The organism is Flavobacterium magnum, from assembly GCF_003055625.1.
Lineage (GTDB): Bacteria > Bacteroidota > Bacteroidia > Flavobacteriales > Flavobacteriaceae > Flavobacterium > Flavobacterium magnum.
In genome coordinates this window covers 349139-366674 of record NZ_CP028811.1, presented here as the reverse complement: position 1 = coordinate 366674, position 17536 = coordinate 349139, and the positions used below count along the sequence as shown (strand labels likewise).

The window sequence follows — 17536 nt, the reverse complement described above, 5'->3', positions numbered from 1 at the left end:
TATGCTGTACTATTTATTTGATTATCTGCACAAAGAATTGAACGTTCCCGGCACGGGAGTGTTTCAATACATCACTTTCAGGTCGGCATTGGCAATCATCCTGTCGCTGTCGCTTTCGACGATTTTTGGTAAGAAAATCATCAACTTCCTCAGGAACCAGCAGGTTGGCGAAACGGTGAGGGAACTCGGGTTGCAGGGACAAAATGAAAAGGCCGGCACACCTACTATGGGTGGATTGATCATTATCATGGCGACATTGATTCCGGTGTTCCTGTTCACCAAACTCGATAACATTTACATCATCCTTTTGATTGTGACCACCTTATGGATGGGCGTCATCGGGTTTGTAGACGATTACATCAAGATATTCAAAAAGGACAAGCAGGGACTCAAAGGGAAATTTAAGGTAATCGGACAGGTAGGATTGGGTATTATCGTGGGTTCGGTGCTGTATTTCAGTCCCGCAGTTACGATAAGGAATGACAAAAACCTCGAAACCTTTACATACAAGCAATCGCAGGACGTCGTGTCATCGCTGCCGATTGAAGAGAAATCCACTGCGACAACCATCCCGTTCTTCAAGAACAATGAATTTGACTATGCCGAGATCCTTGCGTGGACAGGAGAGGGTTACAAAGAATGGGCCTGGCTGATCTTTATACCGATTGTCATTTTCATCATCACAGCGGTATCAAACGGCGCCAACCTTACTGACGGCATCGACGGACTGGCAGCGGGGACTTCCGCCATATCGGTGATAGCACTCGGGATTTTCACATTCGTGTCGGGAAACATCATTTTTTCAGGCTACCTCAATATCATGTACATCCCGAACTCCGGAGAAATGACCGTGTTCATCGCGTCTTTCGTTGGTGCGCTTGTCGGGTTTCTTTGGTACAATTCTTATCCGGCGACGGTCTTTATGGGTGATACCGGAAGCCTGACCATCGGCGGGATTATCGCGGTTTTGGCGATTTCGGTAAGAAAAGAGTTGCTCGTGCCTTTGCTCTGCGGAATTTTCCTGGTTGAGAATTTTTCGGTAGTGCTCCAGGTCAGTTATTTCAAGTATACGCGCAAACGCTTCGGCGAAGGCCGCAGGATTTTCCTGATGTCGCCGCTGCACCACCATTACCAGAAAAAAGGCTACCATGAAAGCAAGATTGTCACACGCTTCTGGATCGTCGGCATTTTGCTCGCTATTTTATCAATCGTCACGTTAAAACTGCGATAGATGAAAAGACTGGTAATCCTGGGTGGAGGCGAAAGCGGTGTAGGTACTGCCATTTTGGGCAGAAAAAAAGGATACGATGTTTTTGTATCCGATTTTGGAAAGATTAAGGAAAATTATAAGGAAGTTCTTACGATTAATGAGATTGCATGGGAAGATGAAAAGCACACCGAGGCACTCGTCCTCAATGCCGATGTGGTGATGAAAAGCCCCGGCATCCCTGAAAAGGCACCTATAGTGAAGAAGCTCGTCGAGAAAGGTGTTCCGGTCATTTCCGAAATTGAGTTTGCGGCCCCCTTTACTGATGCCACGATCATAGGGATCACGGGCAGTAACGGCAAAACGACCACGACGATGCTCACCCATCATCTGCTCAAGTCGGGCGGACTGAATGTCGGACTCGGAGGCAATATCGGGAAAAGCTTTGCATGGCAGGTGGCCGAGAACCAGTTTGATGTGTATGTGCTTGAACTGAGCAGTTTCCAATTGGACGGCATCATCAGTTTCAGCCCCCACATTGCCGTGATTACAAACATCAGTCCGGACCATCTCGATCGGTACAATTACAATTATGACGATTACATCAGTTCCAAATTCAGGATCACGATGAACCAACAGGAAAGCGATTTCCTGATTTACGACGACGACGACGAGGCCATCTCCGGATGGTTTTCAAAAAATACAATCAAAGCAGTGAAAATACCTTTTTCAATTTCAAAGCCAATAACAAACGGAGCATCCCTAAACGACAAGACAATGAAAATCAACATCAAGAAAGAAGAATTTACAATGGACACGAACTACCTCGCACTCGAAGGCAAACACAACCTTAAAAATGCGATGGCAGCGGCCTCAGTGGCCCAACTGATGAAAATCCGCAAGGAAACCATCAGGGAAAGCCTGTCCAATTTCCAGGGTGTCGAACACCGCCTTGAAAAGGTGCTTAAGATCCAGAATGTTCAATACATCAACGATTCAAAAGCCACAAACGTAAATGCGACATTTTTTGCGCTCGACAGCATGACCATGCCTACGGTGTGGATTGTCGGAGGTGTTGACAAAGGGAACGATTATGCCGAATTGATGCCGCTCGTGCGTGAAAAAGTCAAAGCGATTGTCTGCCTTGGCGTCGATAATAAGAAAATCATCGATGCTTTCGGAAATGTTGTCGACATGATGGTTGAAGTCGATTCGATGGTGGATGCCGTGCGTACCTCACAGCGCCTCGCTGAAAAAGGCGACGCCGTATTGCTGTCACCGGCCTGCGCCAGTTTTGACCTCTTCGACAATTATGAAGACCGTGGAAGACAGTTCAAACAAGCCGTGCAGAATTTGTAACTGCGACCGGCTTTCGGCCATGAGCCGTTAGCTTGTATGCGAGACATAATAACTGAAGTAATCATAGCTCGACGCGAAACGCTGACAGCGCAAATGCAATGAAATGTTCAAACTAATCAACAGCTTAAAAGGAGACAAAGGCATCTGGTCATTCGTGGCCCTGCTCGCGTTATTTTCTTTTATGCCGGTGTTTAGTGCGAGCAGCAACCTGGCCTACATGAACCACGGGTCAGGCAACACTTTGGGTTATTTGCTGAAACATGCCATACACATCCTTTTCGGGTTCTTTATCCTGTACAATGTCCAGAAGGTGCCATATCATTATTTCAGGGGTATTTCCCGGATTTTGCTTCCGTTGGTCTGGGCGTTGCTCGCCTATACCTTATTCTTTGGTGTCGAGCAGGGCAGTGCCACACGCTGGATACAGGTGCCGTTTGTCGGGATTTCATTCCAGACCTCGGCACTGGCTTTTATTGTCCTGATGATTTTCGTCGCCCGGTATTTGTCCAAAATGCAGAATGAGGAAATCACCTTCAAATCGTCATTAATCGATTTGTGGCTGCCCGTCGGGTTTACGCTGGCATTGATCCTGCCGAATAACTTTTCCACAGCAGCGCTGATTTTTTCAATGGTGCTGATGCTCACGTTCATTGGAAATTATCCGATGAAATACATCGTGTCGGTCGTTGGAATCGGCGTGGCCATGTTTGCGTTGTTCATCATCGTCGCCAAAGTAGCCGAAAAAACCAATCCGGACAATACGCCCAAAATCTTTGCCAGGGTGAAAACCTGGGAAAACCGTGTGGGTACTTTCTTTAAGGAAAAGGACAAATCGCAATACGAAGTCTCTGACGACGATTACCAGATCGAAAAAGCCAAAACCGCCATCGCTACGGGTGGTTTCTATGGGCTGGGCCCGGGGAAGAGTGTGCAGAAGAATTTCCTTCCGCAGTCCTCTTCGGATTTTATCTTCGCGATTATCGTCGAAGAATACGGACTTATAGGAGGTCTGGGCGTGCTCGCATTATATCTTCTGCTGTTTTTCCGGTTTATCGTTGCCGCGCACAAAGCCAATACGCCCTTCGGGAAATTCCTCGTCGTAGGGCTCGGGTTCCCGATTATTTTCCAGGCATTGATCAACATGGGTGTTGCAGTGCAATTGCTTCCCGTAACCGGGCAGACTTTACCGTTGGTAAGTAGCGGCGGAAGTTCAATCTGGATGACCTGTATCGCTATCGGCATCATCATCAGCGTCACCAAGAAAGAAGAAGAGATCGCTGAGGAACAGCAGGAAAAGGAACGCCGCAACATCGCGTTGCAAAAACTCATCGACAGGCAATTGCAGGAAGACGATGAAGAGGAGGACAATCTTCCTGAAAATCACGCGGCATTTGACGAGAACGATTATTCCATCACCGATTCGGCCCTCCCGATGAAACCCGTGATGCAAAAATAACATGAGACAACTCAAATTCATATTAAGCGGCGGCGGCACTGGCGGACACATTTATCCGGCCATCGCCATTGCCAATGAATTGAGGCAGCGTTTCCCCGATTGTGAAATCCTGTTTGTAGGTGCGAAGGACAAAATGGAAATGCAGAAGGTCCCGCAGGCGGGTTATCCGATCAAAGGACTTTGGATCGCAGGGATCCAGCGCAGGCTGACGCTCGACAATTCCCTTTTTCCGTTAAAATTAATTGACAGCCTTTTAAAATCACGGACAATAATTAAGGATTTCAAACCGGACGTCGTCATAGGAACAGGCGGTTTTGCAAGCGGTCCATTGTTGAGGGTTGCGGGAATCGCTAAAATCCCTACCGTCATTCAGGAACAGAATTCGTTTCCGGGAATTACCAACAGGTGGCTGAGCGCCAAAGCCAATAAGATTTGTGTGGCCTATGAAAATCTGGAACGCTTCTTTCCCAAAGACAAAATCATATTTACCGGAAATCCGGTACGTCAGGACCTTTTAGGCATTGACGGATTGCGTGAGGAAGCCATCCGGCATTTCAACCTGTCGCCGGATAAGAAAACGATCCTCGTTCTTGGCGGCAGCCTTGGGTCGGCACGAATCAATCAATTAATCGCAAAGGAACTGCTCAATTTTGCATCGCAAAACGTTCAGGTAATCTGGCAATGCGGTAAGTTTTACTATGAGCAGTACAGGCATTTCGGCGAAAAGGACGATGTGCAGGTAATGGCGTTCATCGACCGGATGGATCTGGTTTATGCTGCCGCAGATGTCGTGATTTCGCGTTCAGGCGCGTCATCGGTTTCAGAGTTGTGCATTGTCGGCAAGCCGGTGATTTTCATCCCGTCGCCCAATGTCGCAGAAGACCATCAGACGAAAAACGCCAGGTCCATCGTTGATCAGGAGGCTGCGCTGATGATTCGTGAAGCCGAACTTGATACGCAGTTCACCAACCTGTTTAACAGCCTTTTGTCGGACGAAAACAAGCAGTCAGTATTGTCGGAAAAAATTAAAAAACTGGCTAAAGTAAATGCCACAAAAGATATAGTAAACGAAATTATTAAGCTAATCCCGGCCTCTGCCATGCAGTCGCTCAGCAACAATCCCTCATGAACCTGAACCAGATACATAACGTGTATTTTATAGGCATCGGCGGTATCGGCATGAGCGCGTTGGCGCGCTATTTCCAGACCTTGGGGAAAAACGTGCAGGGCTACGATAAGACACCGTCTACGTTAACCGGCGAGTTGATCGAGAGCGGCATCAGCATCCATTTTGATGATGACATCAGCCGCATTCCGGAAGATTTTAATGCCGAAAATACGCTTGTGGTGATTACACCTGCAGTTCCGGCGTCACATTCTGAATGGAACTACTTCCTTGAAAAAGGCTATCATGTAAAAAAGCGTGCCGAAGTTTTAGGCATCATCACCAAAGACACCTTTTGTTTTGCCGTTGCCGGGACCCATGGTAAGACCACGACATCGAGTATCCTGGGGCATATACTGTACGAAAGCGGTGCTGACGTGACCTCGTTCCTCGGCGGTATCGTCGAGAATTACAATTCCAATCTGATCGGCAATGGCAAAACCGTTACCGTCGTAGAAGCAGACGAGTTTGACCGGTCGTTCCTTCACCTGCATCCTGATCTGGCCTGCATCACTTCGATGGATGCGGACCATCTCGACATTTACGGGGACAGTTCAGCCATTGAAGCGTCGTTTACGGAATTTTCGGAAAAAATAAGTGGAAGAGAAAACCTGTTTATTGCTAAAGGCCTGCCTCTTAACGGAATGTCTGTGGCCATCGACTCCGAATCCGATTACAAGGCCTACAACATCCGGATAGAAAACAGCAGCTACATTTTTGACGTGCAGACGCCCTCGGAAACCATAGAAAATATAGCGTTCGGCTTGCCCGGACGGCACAACCTGATGAATGCGGTAATGGCTTTGGCAATGGCCAGGAAATTCGGTACCCCAACCGTGTCCATTGTCAAAGCATTATCCTCATTCCGTGGCGTCAAAAGGCGGTTTTCATACCAGATTAAAACGGATCGGCTCGTGTACATTGATGATTATGCGCACCATCCTACTGAAATCGACGCCGTGTTCCAGGCGGTTTCGGAACTGTACCCGGGCAAAAAAGTCCTTGCCGTATTTCAGCCGCACCTGTTCAGCCGGACAAAAGATTTCATCGACGGATTTGCCGAAAGCCTTTCCAGATTCGGGCAGGTCATCCTGTTGGACATTTATCCGGCACGGGAACTTCCGATGGAAGGCGTGAATTCCGGTTGGCTGTTGTCAAGAATGAGCAATCCCGAAAGTAAATTGGTATCAAAGGACGAGCTCATCCCAGAGATCCTGGCGTCCGGCGCGGAGGTCATCGTGACCATAGGCGCGGGCGACATCGGTGAAATGGTCGAATCCATAAAAATGGCATTGCATGAAAAAGCTTAACTGGAAAAACATCTGGATTAACGTGCGACTGGCGCTGATTTGCGTGGGGCTGGCGGCATTGTATTCATTTACACTCAAAAGGAATGAGGGACGCAGGTTAAAGACGTCTGTCGTTGAGTTTGCAGCGGCTGACAATCTTTTCATTACCCGCGAGATGGTTAATAAATTGTTAATAGAAAATAAAACGTCCGCGCAAACCATACGTAAAGAAAATCTAGATTTGGGTAAGCTGGAAAATGCCATAAATGCCAATGAAATGATTGAAAAGTCGGAGGTTTTTGTGAGCATTGACGGTGTCCTGAAGGCTGTTGTGGAACAAAAGACCCCTATTGCAAGGGTGGTCGGCGAAACGGATTCTTTTTATCTTGACAATCAAGGAAATAAGATGCCGCTGTCTACGATCCATGCTGCGAGGGTTCCGCTTGTTTCGGGTGTGGTAAACGAAAGCAACAGCAAAGACCTGTGCAAAGTTTTTCGACTGATCCATAACGATGATTTTTTGAAAAAGAACATCATCGGGATTGAGGTTTTGCCTAATGGCGGCCTGCTGATGTCGAACAGGAATTTCGATTACCGCATTGATTTCGGGAAGCCCGTCAATGCGCAACGGAAATTCAGCAATTACAAGGCTTTCTTTCAAAAAGCGATAAAGGACAGTTTACTAAATAAATACAGGTTCATCAACCTTAAGTTTACGCAACAGGTAGTGTGCACTAAATAACAGATTATGGAAAAAGAGAATATCGCCGTTGGTTTAGATATCGGGACAACCAAGATTGTCGCGATGATTGGCAGGAAAAACGAGTACGGAAAACTCGAAATCCTCGGTGTCGGAAAATCCAAAAGCCTTGGAGTGGCGCGTGGCGTGGTAAACAACATCACCCAGACCATCCAGTCGATCCAGCTTGCCGTGGCTGAAGCCGAAAACAATTCGGGTTACAGCATCAGGGACGTGGTCGTCGGGATTGCCGGACAACACATCCGGAGCATCCAGCACAGCGATTACATCTCGAGGAGCAATCCGGAAGAAGTAATCGGTGACAAGGACATCGACCTGTTAATCAATCAGGTGCACAAACTGGCGATGCTGCCGGGCGAGGAGATCATCCACGTCCTGCCGCAGGAATTCAAGATTGACGGGCAATCGGAAATCAAGGAGCCCATCGGAATGTATGGCGGAAGGCTGGAATCGAGCTTCCACGTTGTTGTAGGCCAGGCCTCTTCGATCCGTAATGTGGGCCGTTGCATCCAGAGTTCCGGAATCGAATTGTCCGGCCTGACACTGGAGCCCTTGGCATCCGCAGACGCCGTGCTCTCGCAGGAGGAGAAAGAAGCTGGGGTGGCCCTGATCGATATCGGAGGTGGAACGACTGATTTAGCAATTTTTAAGGATGGAATCATCCGTCATACTGCGGTCATCCCTTTTGGCGGCAACGTGATTACCGATGACATCAAAGAAGGCTGTTCTATTATCGAAAAGCAGGCCGAGTTGCTCAAGGTGAAGTTCGGGTCAGCATGGCCCGGTGAAAATAAAGACAATGAAATCGTTTCTATTCCCGGCTTACGCGGCAGGGAGCCGAAGGAGATTTCACTGAAAAACCTTTCAAAAATCATCCACGCGCGCGTCGTTGAGATTATTGAGCAGGTATTCTCTGAGATCAAGGCCTACGGACATGAAGACCCACGCAAGAAACTCATCGCGGGAATCGTCCTGACCGGTGGCGGCGCACAGCTGCAGCACATCAAGCAGCTCGTAGAATACATCACAGGGATGGACACGCGTATCGGTTACCCGAACGAGCATCTTGCGGGCAATTCTGATGAGGAAATCTCCAGTCCGTTATACGCCACGGCGGTCGGGTTGGTCATGAACAGCATCCAGAACAACACGCGAAGTGCGGTGCCCGTGGAGAAAGTGGTTGAGGAAGTAAAGCCGATACAGCGGCATATCGAGCCCGAGCCTGTAAAAACGATGCCTGAACCAGAAGAAGTTAAAGAAGTGGTGTTTGCTGATGTGGCCCCTAAAACGGCCAGGGTGCAGGAGTCTACCGAGAACAAAATCAGGAAATCTTTTTTTGATAAGTATGTTGATAAAATCAGGGATTTCTTAGACAACGCTGAATAAATTCAGTGTAATTTGAAATTCGCAAACGGCGGGAGAGAAGCAAAAAAGAAAGACCAGAGAATATAAAAACCAAAAGAATATGACAAGCAACTCAGATTTTGGAAGTATTTCATTTGATTTGCCTAAGAATCAATCAAATGTAATTAAAGTGATCGGCGTGGGCGGAGGTGGAAGCAATGCCATCAACCACATGTTCAGGCAGGGAATAAAAGGTGTAGACTTTATCGTCTGCAACACCGATTCCCAGGCATTACAGAACAGTCCCGTGCCAAACAAAATCCAATTGGGGGTAAACCTCACCGAAGGCCTCGGCGCCGGTGCAAATCCTGAAGTAGGACAGCAATCGGCCATTGAGAGCATTTCCGATATTGAGAAAATGCTTGACGTAAACACCAAAATGGTATTCATTACCGCCGGTATGGGCGGAGGAACCGGAACCGGTGCGGCACCTGTGATTGCGCAACTGGCCCGCGAGCGCGACATCCTCACCGTGGGAATCGTAACCATCCCTTTCCAGTTTGAAGGCAAAGTGCGTCAGGACCAGGCCCTGAACGGGGTGGAAAGACTGCGCAAGCAAGTCGATTCGCTGATTGTCATCAACAATAATAAATTGCGTGAAGTGTACGGAAATCTCGGCTTCAAAGCGGGTTTCTCCAAAGCTGACGAGGTACTGGCCACCGCATCGCGCGGCATCGCGGAAGTCATCACGCACCACTACACACAAAACATCGATTTAAAAGATGCCAAAACCGTGCTGTCAAACAGCGGTACGGCGATTATGGGATCGGCATTGGCTAACGGAGAGAACCGTGCCAAAGACGCCATCGTATCGGCGCTCGACTCCCCGCTTTTAAATGACAATAAGATTACAGGCGCCAAAAACGTATTGTTGCTTATCGTTTCCGGCACCAACGAGATCACGATTGATGAAATCGGTGAGATCAACGACCACATCCAGCACGAGGCCGGATTCAATGCCAACATCATCATGGGTGTCGGTGAGGACGAAAGCCTTGAGGATTCGATTGCGGTGACCATTATCGCAACGGGTTTTAATGTGGAACAGCAAAACGAAATCGTCAATACGGAACCTAAGAAAATCATCCATGCACTCGAAGAAGAGCAGCGGATTACGCACAACCTGACCCCGAAAGTGGTGTCTTCTTTCGAATTTACCGAAGTATCCGCTCCGGCAAACGAGGAAAGGATTGTGCATGACCTGATGGAAGAGGTCGTGGAAGAGCCCGTAATCGAAGAGCCTGTTTTTGAAGTGACGCTTGTCCCTACTACCGAATTCATCAAGAATCTTGACGTGACGTTTGAAATCGTGTCCCCGCCAGCTGCGGTAACCGAGCCTGATTTCTTCTTTACGACCCCTGAGGTCCGCGAAATGACCGTACAGGAGCCAAAGCACGTGGCAAAGGAAGAAGAGCAGATCACTTTCTCATTCGATTTGCCCATTTCGAAACCTGAGCCCGTAGTAGAAAAAGCAGATTCCCGCATTTTTTTCGAGCTGACCGAGGAAACCAAAGACATCAAGGTGAACCAACCTGTGCAGGTGGTGCCTATGACCGAGTTGAATGAAACCGGCGTCGTGCGCTATTCCTTGGAAGAGTACATGGAGATCGAGAATTCGCTGCTCGAATCGAAACCGGTTGCCAAAGTGGCTGAAGAGCCGTCAGAACTGCAATTCACAAAAAAGACGATTGAGCCGTCAGCGGAGTTCCTGCATTTCGAAAACATTTCGCCAACCGAAATGTCTCTCGAGGAAGCCAATAAATTGCGTGCTGACGAAAGAAGGCGCAAACTGAAGGAGTTCAATTATAAGTTCCACACCAATTCTTCGCGTATGGAAGAAATGGAAAGGGAACCGGCATACAAAAGACTCGGCATCGACATCTCGGGTACGCCTGAGACAAACCATAAATCCCGCACTTCGCTGGGAACTGACAGCAATGACGATATACAGTTGCGGTCAAACAACTCGTTCCTTCACGACAACGTGGATTAACTAACTCAAACCAATCTTAAACCCGGAAGTCTCAGATTTTCGGGTTTTTTTATGCAAAACCATTACGGCACGCCTTTGCCATTACAGTAATTTTGTCTAAGTTTGCACAGCAAGATTTGGGGCCATATTCCCGGCTGTACATTGCAATCTTTTTTGTTGGGTCGTACCGATTGACCGGGCGTCATTTTTAAAACAAAAAAGGATTTCCATTGCCATCCGGAGGCCGGACCCCACTAAAAATGACTTTATGAGCTTATCAACAAAAATCATGGACGAGATCAAGACCGCCATGAAAGCCAAAGATACCGTCGCGCTCGAGTCGCTGCGTTCCATCAAATCGGAATTGCTGCTCGCCCAGACCGCTTCAGGTTCCAAAGAAGATATTTCTGAGGAGGAAGAGATAAAGCTGCTGCAGCGCCTTGTGAAAACCCGCAAGGAGAGCGCACGCATCTTCACGGAACAAAACCGTCCTGATCTTGCCGAGCCGGAACTCGCGCAGGTTGCCGTGATTGAGAAGTTCCTTCCGGCGCAGTTGAGCGAAGCTGAAGTGGAAGCGGTCATCTCGAAAATTATAGCCGATACCGGTGCCTCGGGAATCGCGTCGATGGGCAAGGTCATGGGACTGGCTACCGCGCAACTTGGCGGCACAGCAGAAGGTAAGACGATTTCTTCAATCGTTAAGAGACTGCTGGCGTAATAATCGGCGACCTGTAACAGGTTGTCAATCATTAGAAGTTCCAGAGTCCAAAATAGGCTGCGTAGTTCAATGGATAGAATGTCAGATTCCGGTTCTGATGATGGAGGTTCGAGTCCTCTCGCGGTCACTACGGGGTTTTTCCCCACATGACAGAAAGCCCAATCATTTGATTCGGGCTTTTTGCTGTTTTAGGCGATAATGATTTATATTTACAGGGAATCCTTTTAATTATCCCGTATGCAATTCGGAAAGGTAGACCATCCAGAAAACATAGATTTTACGCTTCCCGCCGATGCGACGCAAACGGCAGCAATCCTCAAAAAGCACCAGGACGAGACGCCTTTAGAAGTATACATCGGCTGTGCCAAATGGAACCGGACCGACCTTAAAGGGTTTTACCCACGCGGTACTAAAGATGAACTGGCGTATTATGCAACCCAGTTCAATTCGATCGAACTCAATGCCACTTTCTACCGCATGCCCGATTGGCAACAGGTCGACACCTGGAAGAACAAAACACCTGAAGGCTTTAAATTTTTTCCGAAAATTACCGATGTGATTACGCATTACAGGCGACTGATTGATGTGAAGGCACTCGTTGACGCGTTTGCCAACTCAGTGAGCCACTTTGATGACAAGCTGGGCATGGCATTCCTGCAGTTGCCCGATAACTTCAAGCCAAAGGACATTGACCGGCTGCAGAAAGTGCTGGCTGATTTCCCGAAAGGCGTGCCGCTGGGCGTCGAGGTACGCAATGCCGAATGGTTTAAAGATCCCGTCATTAATGCCTACACCGGGCTGCTCGAACAGCATGATATGGCGAACATTATTGTCGACACTGCGGGACGCCGTGATATGCTTCACATGAGGCTGACGAGTCCGGTGGCTTTTATACGGTATGTCGGGGCAAACCATCCGTCCGATATCGGCAGGCTTGATGAATGGGTGCAACGTATCGTTTCGTGGAAACAGCTCGGACTCAAAAAACTTTATTTCTTCGTGCACCAGAACATTGAACTGGAATCGCCTTTACTCGCCGAACATTTCATCCGGGAAATCAACAAGGCGTTGGATTTATCACTGCATCTGCCGGTGAGGCAGCCCGCACAAAAATCGATGTTTGACTGATGGAGGCGATCTATCTCGTTATTACGATCCTTTTCCTGGTCATCGGCTACGGCTTTTTCCATGGCGTGCTCGAGCCCGCCTTCGTGTTTTTCCTGAACCGGCCTGTATACGTCCATCTGTATCTCAAACCGCTGAAACTGGCGCAAACAGAGCGCTTGATCTTGCATCAGCACAGCCCGTTTTTTAAGAGGCTTCCGCCAAAGCGCCAGGCGTATTTCGAGCACCGCCTCAGGACATTCCTGAACACAGTAGCATTTGAGGGCCGGGAAATCGAAATCAGCGAGGAGATGAAAATCAGGATTGCTTCGGTCTATGTGATGATGACTTTTGGGATGCGAAACTACCTTACCGGCTCATTCGAAAGGATTGTCCTTTATCCCGACTCGTACCAGTCGACCATCACGGGGTACCTCCACGACGGTGAATTCAACCCATCGCACAAGGTTATCGTTTTTTCGTGGGCGGCCTTCGAGCGCGGCTGCTGCGTCGACAATGACAACCTGAACCTGGCGATACACGAATTTGCACATGCCATTTACCTGCATTCACTTCGGAAGCCCAATGAGGCTGAGGCCATGTTTGCGAGCCGTTACCAAAGCATCCGCAACATGATCCGCGATGAAAAACAGCGTCAGGCACTATTCGACAACGGCTATTTCAGGGATTACGGTTACACGAATGAATACGAATTCATTGCCGTGATGCTCGAGCATTTTTTCGAGACGCCTTCCGACTTCAGGAGGCAGTATCCACGCCTTTACAAACAGGTTTCTGAAATGATGAATTACCGCGCCGCTTAATCAAGCAGCCTGCGAAGGTCCGCGATGGTCTGCGTTGGGTTTTCGGACCGGAAGACGAAATTTCCGGCTACCAGTACATCTGCGCCCGCGTCCACGAGTTGTTTCGCGTTTTTATCGGTAACGCCGCCGTCGATTTCAATCAGCGTGGCAGCCCCTTTGCGTGTAATCATTTCCTTGAGCTTGCTGATTTTGGCGTACGTGTTTTCGATAAACGACTGCCCGCCAAAACCCGGATTCACGCTCATCAGGCACACCAGGTCTATATCGTTGATGGTATCTTCGAGCAAATCGATATTTGTATGTGGGTTGACGGCTACGCCGGCTTTCATGCCTTCGGCCCTGATGGCCTGGAGCGTGCGGTGCAGGTGCGTGCAGGCTTCGTAATGTACGGTCAGGTTGTGTGCCCCGAGATCAGCGAAAGTCTTAACGTAACGGTCGGGATCCACAATCATCAGGTGCACGTCGATGGTCTTTCTGGCGTGTTTCACAATGGCATCGAGCACAGGCATCCCAAAGGAAATGTTGGGGACGAAAACACCATCCATTATATCAATATGAAACCAGTCGGCGGTACTGGAATTGATCATTTCGATGTCGCGCTGTAAGTTGGCAAAATCTGCAGCGAGTATCGAAGGGGCGATAAGCGTTTTAGTCATGTTGTCGTTGTGTTGTTGTTTGCTGCAAAAGTAAAATTTTATGTTCGAAAACTTTAAATTTTAGGATTTAAAGTTGATTCAGGCCGGATTTGCGTGAGGGATGGAAGCGTAAAGCCCACAGCGAGGAACGAGCGAGGACTTGCAGCGGACAGCCCGACCCGCAGGGGCACGCACAAAATAAAAAACTCCGGTAATCAGCCGGAGTTTCAATCATCAATCAAAAAACGAACAGTTAATCAGACTGTTGTTGCGGTAAATATTGTTGTTGTGTTTTGAGGGTCGCAAAATACGAATTAAATCTTAAACACAAAAAATAACGTTAAAAAAATCTAAAATTAACCCAGGTACGTTTTCAGGATTTTACTCCTCGACGTGTGCTTAAGCCTGCGGATTGCCTTTTCTTTTATCTGGCGTACGCGCTCGCGGGTCAGGTCAAAAGTCTCGCCGATTTCCTCGAGTGTCATCGGGTGCTGGTCGCCCAGTCCGAAATACAAACGGACTACATCCGCTTCCCTCGGCGTCAAAGTTTCCAGTGAACGCTCAATTTCAGTTCGCAAGGATTCGTGAATCAATTCGCGGTCCGGATTTGGCGATTCACCTGAACGCAATACGTCGTAAAGGTTCGAATCCTCACCTTCCACCAGCGGCGCATCCATTGATAAGTGACGGCCTGAATTCTTCATGCTCTCTTTTACGTCATTTACGGTCATGTCCAGCTCTTTTGCAATTTCTTCTGCCGACGGCGGACGCTCGTTAGACTGTTCCAGCAGCGCATACATCTTATTGATCTTGTTGATCGAGCCGATTTTGTTGAGCGGCAGACGAACGATACGTGATTGTTCAGCCAGGGCTTGTAAAATGGATTGGCGGATCCACCATACAGCGTATGAGATGAATTTAAAACCACGGGTCTCATCAAATCGTTGTGCCGCCTTGATCAGCCCCAGGTTGCCTTCATTAATCAAATCGGGGAGGGTTAAACCCTGGTTTTGGTATTGTTTGGCCACCGATACCACGAAACGAAGGTTGGCTTTCGTAAGCTTCTCCAACGCCCTTTGGTCTCCGGCCTTGATCTTCTGTGCTAATTCTACCTCTTCGTCAGCGGTAATAAGGTCCACTTTTCCAATTTCCTGTAAATACTTGTCGAGCGATGCAGTTTCCCTGTTGGTGACCTGCTTGGTAATTTTGAGCTGTCTCATTTAGAATCCTCCTTTTTATTAAGTGTACTGTTTGTTATACGGATTATCATCGTCAAAAGTTACAAAACGGCTAAATTTAATTTTTATGTACCCGCAGCACGCAATTTAACAGCAGTTTAGTATAATGTATCCAACTCATGCCCGAGACGCTCGGCGTAGTAGTCGATTTTCTTGTAGGCCCTGTTGAAAAAGATTTTCCTGTCGCGTGTACCCGAAAGGTTCAGCGATTTCGAGTTCTTGATTTGGTGGCGGAAATACGCGCCGGCATTCCGGCAGGTCTGCTGATCTTCGGTGATGAAATAGCCGAGCATCGTGTAAGGGACAAACAGCGACAGTTTTTCGGTGTCCGACACAAGTACATTGTTGTTTAAGATCAGCAACTCATTGTAGTACACATGGAAACCGGGATCGTTTTCAGCGGATTTTTGCTCGACGCCGGCCATCAACCCACGCATTTCCTCGTATAATGCCAACGCATTTTTCATTGACAGCAGCCCCGATTCCGAGAAATACAGGATCTGCTGCAGCGTGCTGTTGATTGTCGTATCGTTCCAGATCTCGCTCACCGCAACAGTATCATACACGGCCTTCATGCGCGAACTGTAGGACAGCAGCGGAGCCGGTACGACAAATTTCTCAAACGGTTCCTGCTGCTCTTTGCCGATGAGCAGGTTCATCCACACATACAACTTGAACCTGGACAGCAGCGTCCCCCCGATGGTATAAAACAGCGGTATGTCTTTGGCGGAATAATACAGCGTGGCTCCGGGCTTGTCAAGATATTGGTTCAGGTAGCCTGTTGATTGTTCAAAGTACAACTCCATGTCGCTGAATGTGGTAATCTCTTTCGTCTTTTCAACCAACACCTTGTTGTCTCCTTCAAATACATGGTCCATCGAAATGCGGAAGTGGCGGCACAACGTCACCGCCTCATCCACCGAAAATTTACTTTTGCCCGAAACCCGTCGGTGCGCTGCATCATAACTGATGTTGAGCACCGTGGCCACGACATCGTTGATTGAATCCGACTTCCCCATTTGCTTTCGGATGGCTTTCAATAATTTTTCCTGTTGCTCCATAATTTGCGATAATCACAAATGTAACTCATTTTATTATTTAAATCCACAAATTAGTTTGCGTTAATCACATTAGGTTTGTGCTATGATAAGCAATCAAACCGATTATGAAAACAACTTCGTTCCATCGCCATCGATCGCGCCGCCAAAGGCTTTACCGTATCCTCCGGCGCACCCTTTGTATCGCACTGCTCGGCAGCATCATGTCCTGCAGCATCCAGAACCAGACCGACAAAAGTGATTTTAAAGCCATGCCCGAGGATTTTTCGGCGCGCTTCTACGACAAGCCGGACACGCTCAAATATCATCAGGACAACCGGATTCACACGCGCAGTTTTGTCAAGGACTTTGCCGGTAACGAAAACATCGATTTTTCAAAGCCGATCCGAATTACAATCCACAACACGGCATTGTTCCTTGACTTTGACGACACTTACGGAAAGAAGCATGTCCTTCAATTCTGCGGCCAGCGGCGGCGCAACCGTTTCGTTTTTTACACCAGCACGCTTTACCTCCCCAACGACCGTGAGATCCTCGTCGAGAAACACCAGGTTGGCGAAGGCATGTTCCTGCTACTCGGCGGCGGAAGCAGCTCAAAATCAAATTACCAATTTAAAATCTTACAGGATGAATAAAGTATTGCTGCTGTGCCTCGTGGCTGTCAGGATGACTGCACAGGACACCATTGTGTTCCCCAAAATCGATTTATACAAAAGAAACATCGTCGAGGTGAGCTACGTTAAGCCGTTAGGCTCGTTATCGGACAAGTATGAGGGCGCTGTGAGCACCGGTTTCTACATGCGTACCAAGCTAGCGAGGCGGCAGTTCATCGATTTCGGGGCTGAACTCAGCGGCATCATCAAAGGCCGCGCTGTCGATTATGAGGTGAATGGCGAAAAGATCCGTGTAGCCGGCAGCAGGTCGTCGTTCCTGCTCGGATTGCGGTACACGCGGCTCTGGTACCTGTCTCCGAACCGGCATTTCCAGATTGAAACCAACTCCGGCCTGGGATGGAAGTACCTGCATTACAGCAAGCCCGGAGACGACCGCTATAAGGACATGGATTTTCAGCCGACGCTCAATACCCTGGCCGTAACGCACGGCCTCAAGATTATGTTTCACGGCTTTGGAGTGCATTGCCACTACCATTATGCACCCTATGGACTGTTTGATGCCGGCGCAGAGCGGCATTTCGGCGCCTCGTCCATTAATTTCGGGCTGTCCGGCAGCTGGAATTTTTAACCGGCTTCCCTTGTATGTGCACAGGCTGATCCCGTTGCAGTTCGTATCGCCTCCATTACATTAAAAAACCCCGATCCGGCAAGGCTTCGGGGTTTTTTGGCTGAT

At 48.4% G+C, this 17536-nt stretch carries 16 protein-coding genes and 1 tRNA gene; 14 read left to right on the top strand and 3 right to left on the bottom strand.

The window, feature by feature from the left end:
- Position 1 precedes the first annotated feature (1 nt).
- From mraY to HYN48_RS01300, 12 genes are all read left to right on the top strand, one after another.
- Positions 2-1231, top strand: coding sequence for a phospho-N-acetylmuramoyl-pentapeptide-transferase (gene mraY / locus HYN48_RS01355; protein WP_108369430.1), 1230 nt, complete (start codon positions 2-4; stop codon positions 1229-1231).
- Positions 1232-2566, top strand: a complete 1335-nt coding sequence (gene murD, locus HYN48_RS01350) for a UDP-N-acetylmuramoyl-L-alanine--D-glutamate ligase (protein WP_108369429.1) — start codon at positions 1232-1234, stop codon at positions 2564-2566. It abuts the gene before it with no gap.
- 103 nt (positions 2567-2669) lie between these two features.
- Positions 2670-4022: an FtsW/RodA/SpoVE family cell cycle protein gene (locus tag HYN48_RS01345; RefSeq protein WP_108369428.1), complete on the top strand. Its 1353-nt coding sequence runs from the start codon at positions 2670-2672 to the stop codon at positions 4020-4022.
- A 1-nt stretch (position 4023) separates the two neighbouring features.
- Positions 4024-5151 carry an undecaprenyldiphospho-muramoylpentapeptide beta-N-acetylglucosaminyltransferase gene (murG, locus tag HYN48_RS01340; RefSeq protein ID WP_108369427.1) on the top strand — a complete coding sequence of 376 codons (1128 nt, stop codon included), beginning with the start codon at positions 4024-4026 and terminating at the stop codon, positions 5149-5151.
- Entirely contained in the window at positions 5148-6497 is a 1350-nt protein-coding gene (gene murC, locus HYN48_RS01335; RefSeq protein WP_108369426.1) for a UDP-N-acetylmuramate--L-alanine ligase, read from the top strand. The genes murG and murC overlap by 4 nt, the downstream gene beginning before the upstream one ends.
- Positions 6484-7218, top strand: a complete 735-nt coding sequence (locus HYN48_RS01330; RefSeq protein WP_108369425.1) for a cell division protein FtsQ/DivIB — start codon at positions 6484-6486, stop codon at positions 7216-7218. The genes murC and HYN48_RS01330 overlap by 14 nt, the downstream gene beginning before the upstream one ends.
- A gap of 6 nt (positions 7219-7224) precedes the next feature.
- On the top strand, positions 7225-8622 hold the full coding sequence (gene ftsA / locus HYN48_RS01325) for a cell division protein FtsA (protein ID WP_108369424.1): 1398 nt from the start codon (positions 7225-7227) through the stop codon (positions 8620-8622).
- A gap of 79 nt (positions 8623-8701) precedes the next feature.
- Complete coding sequence (gene ftsZ, locus HYN48_RS01320; RefSeq protein WP_108369423.1) at positions 8702-10633, top strand: cell division protein FtsZ; 1932 nt, start codon at positions 8702-8704, stop codon at positions 10631-10633.
- A gap of 247 nt (positions 10634-10880) precedes the next feature.
- The gene (locus HYN48_RS01315) at positions 10881-11330 is read left to right on the top strand and encodes a GatB/YqeY domain-containing protein (protein ID WP_108369422.1); all 450 of its coding nucleotides are present in this window, start codon (positions 10881-10883) and stop codon (positions 11328-11330) included.
- Positions 11331-11385: 55 nt separating this feature from the next.
- Positions 11386-11457: transfer RNA gene (locus HYN48_RS01310), tRNA-Arg, on the top strand.
- Between the two features lie 110 nt (positions 11458-11567).
- Complete coding sequence (locus HYN48_RS01305) at positions 11568-12458, top strand: DUF72 domain-containing protein (RefSeq protein WP_108369421.1); 891 nt, start codon at positions 11568-11570, stop codon at positions 12456-12458.
- The gene (locus HYN48_RS01300) at positions 12458-13258 is read left to right on the top strand and encodes a zinc-dependent peptidase (RefSeq protein WP_108369420.1); all 801 of its coding nucleotides are present in this window, start codon (positions 12458-12460) and stop codon (positions 13256-13258) included. Before HYN48_RS01305 ends, HYN48_RS01300 begins: the two co-directional genes overlap by 1 nt.
- On the opposite strand, the gene rpe is transcribed toward HYN48_RS01300, so the two are convergent.
- The 3 genes from rpe to HYN48_RS01285 form a co-directional block, all read right to left on the bottom strand.
- Positions 13255-13914, bottom strand: coding sequence for a ribulose-phosphate 3-epimerase (rpe, locus tag HYN48_RS01295; protein ID WP_108369419.1), 660 nt, complete (start codon positions 13912-13914; stop codon positions 13255-13257). The genes HYN48_RS01300 and rpe overlap by 4 nt on opposite strands.
- Positions 13915-14249: 335 nt before the next feature.
- Positions 14250-15113, bottom strand: a complete 864-nt coding sequence (locus HYN48_RS01290; protein WP_026707723.1) for a sigma-70 family RNA polymerase sigma factor — start codon at positions 15111-15113, stop codon at positions 14250-14252.
- A 116-nt stretch (positions 15114-15229) separates the two neighbouring features.
- Positions 15230-16192 (bottom strand): hypothetical protein, encoded by a 963-nt coding sequence (locus HYN48_RS01285; protein ID WP_108369418.1) that lies wholly within the window; start codon positions 16190-16192, stop codon positions 15230-15232.
- A gap of 104 nt (positions 16193-16296) precedes the next feature.
- Here HYN48_RS01285 and HYN48_RS01280 point away from each other — a divergent pair, with 104 nt between their 5' ends.
- Together HYN48_RS01280 and HYN48_RS01275 are read left to right on the top strand one after the other, a co-directional pair.
- Complete coding sequence (locus HYN48_RS01280) at positions 16297-16824, top strand: hypothetical protein (RefSeq protein WP_108369417.1); 528 nt, start codon at positions 16297-16299, stop codon at positions 16822-16824.
- On the top strand, positions 16817-17431 hold the full coding sequence (locus tag HYN48_RS01275) for a hypothetical protein (RefSeq protein WP_108369416.1): 615 nt from the start codon (positions 16817-16819) through the stop codon (positions 17429-17431). The genes HYN48_RS01280 and HYN48_RS01275 overlap by 8 nt, the downstream gene beginning before the upstream one ends.
- Positions 17432-17536 lie beyond the last annotated feature (105 nt).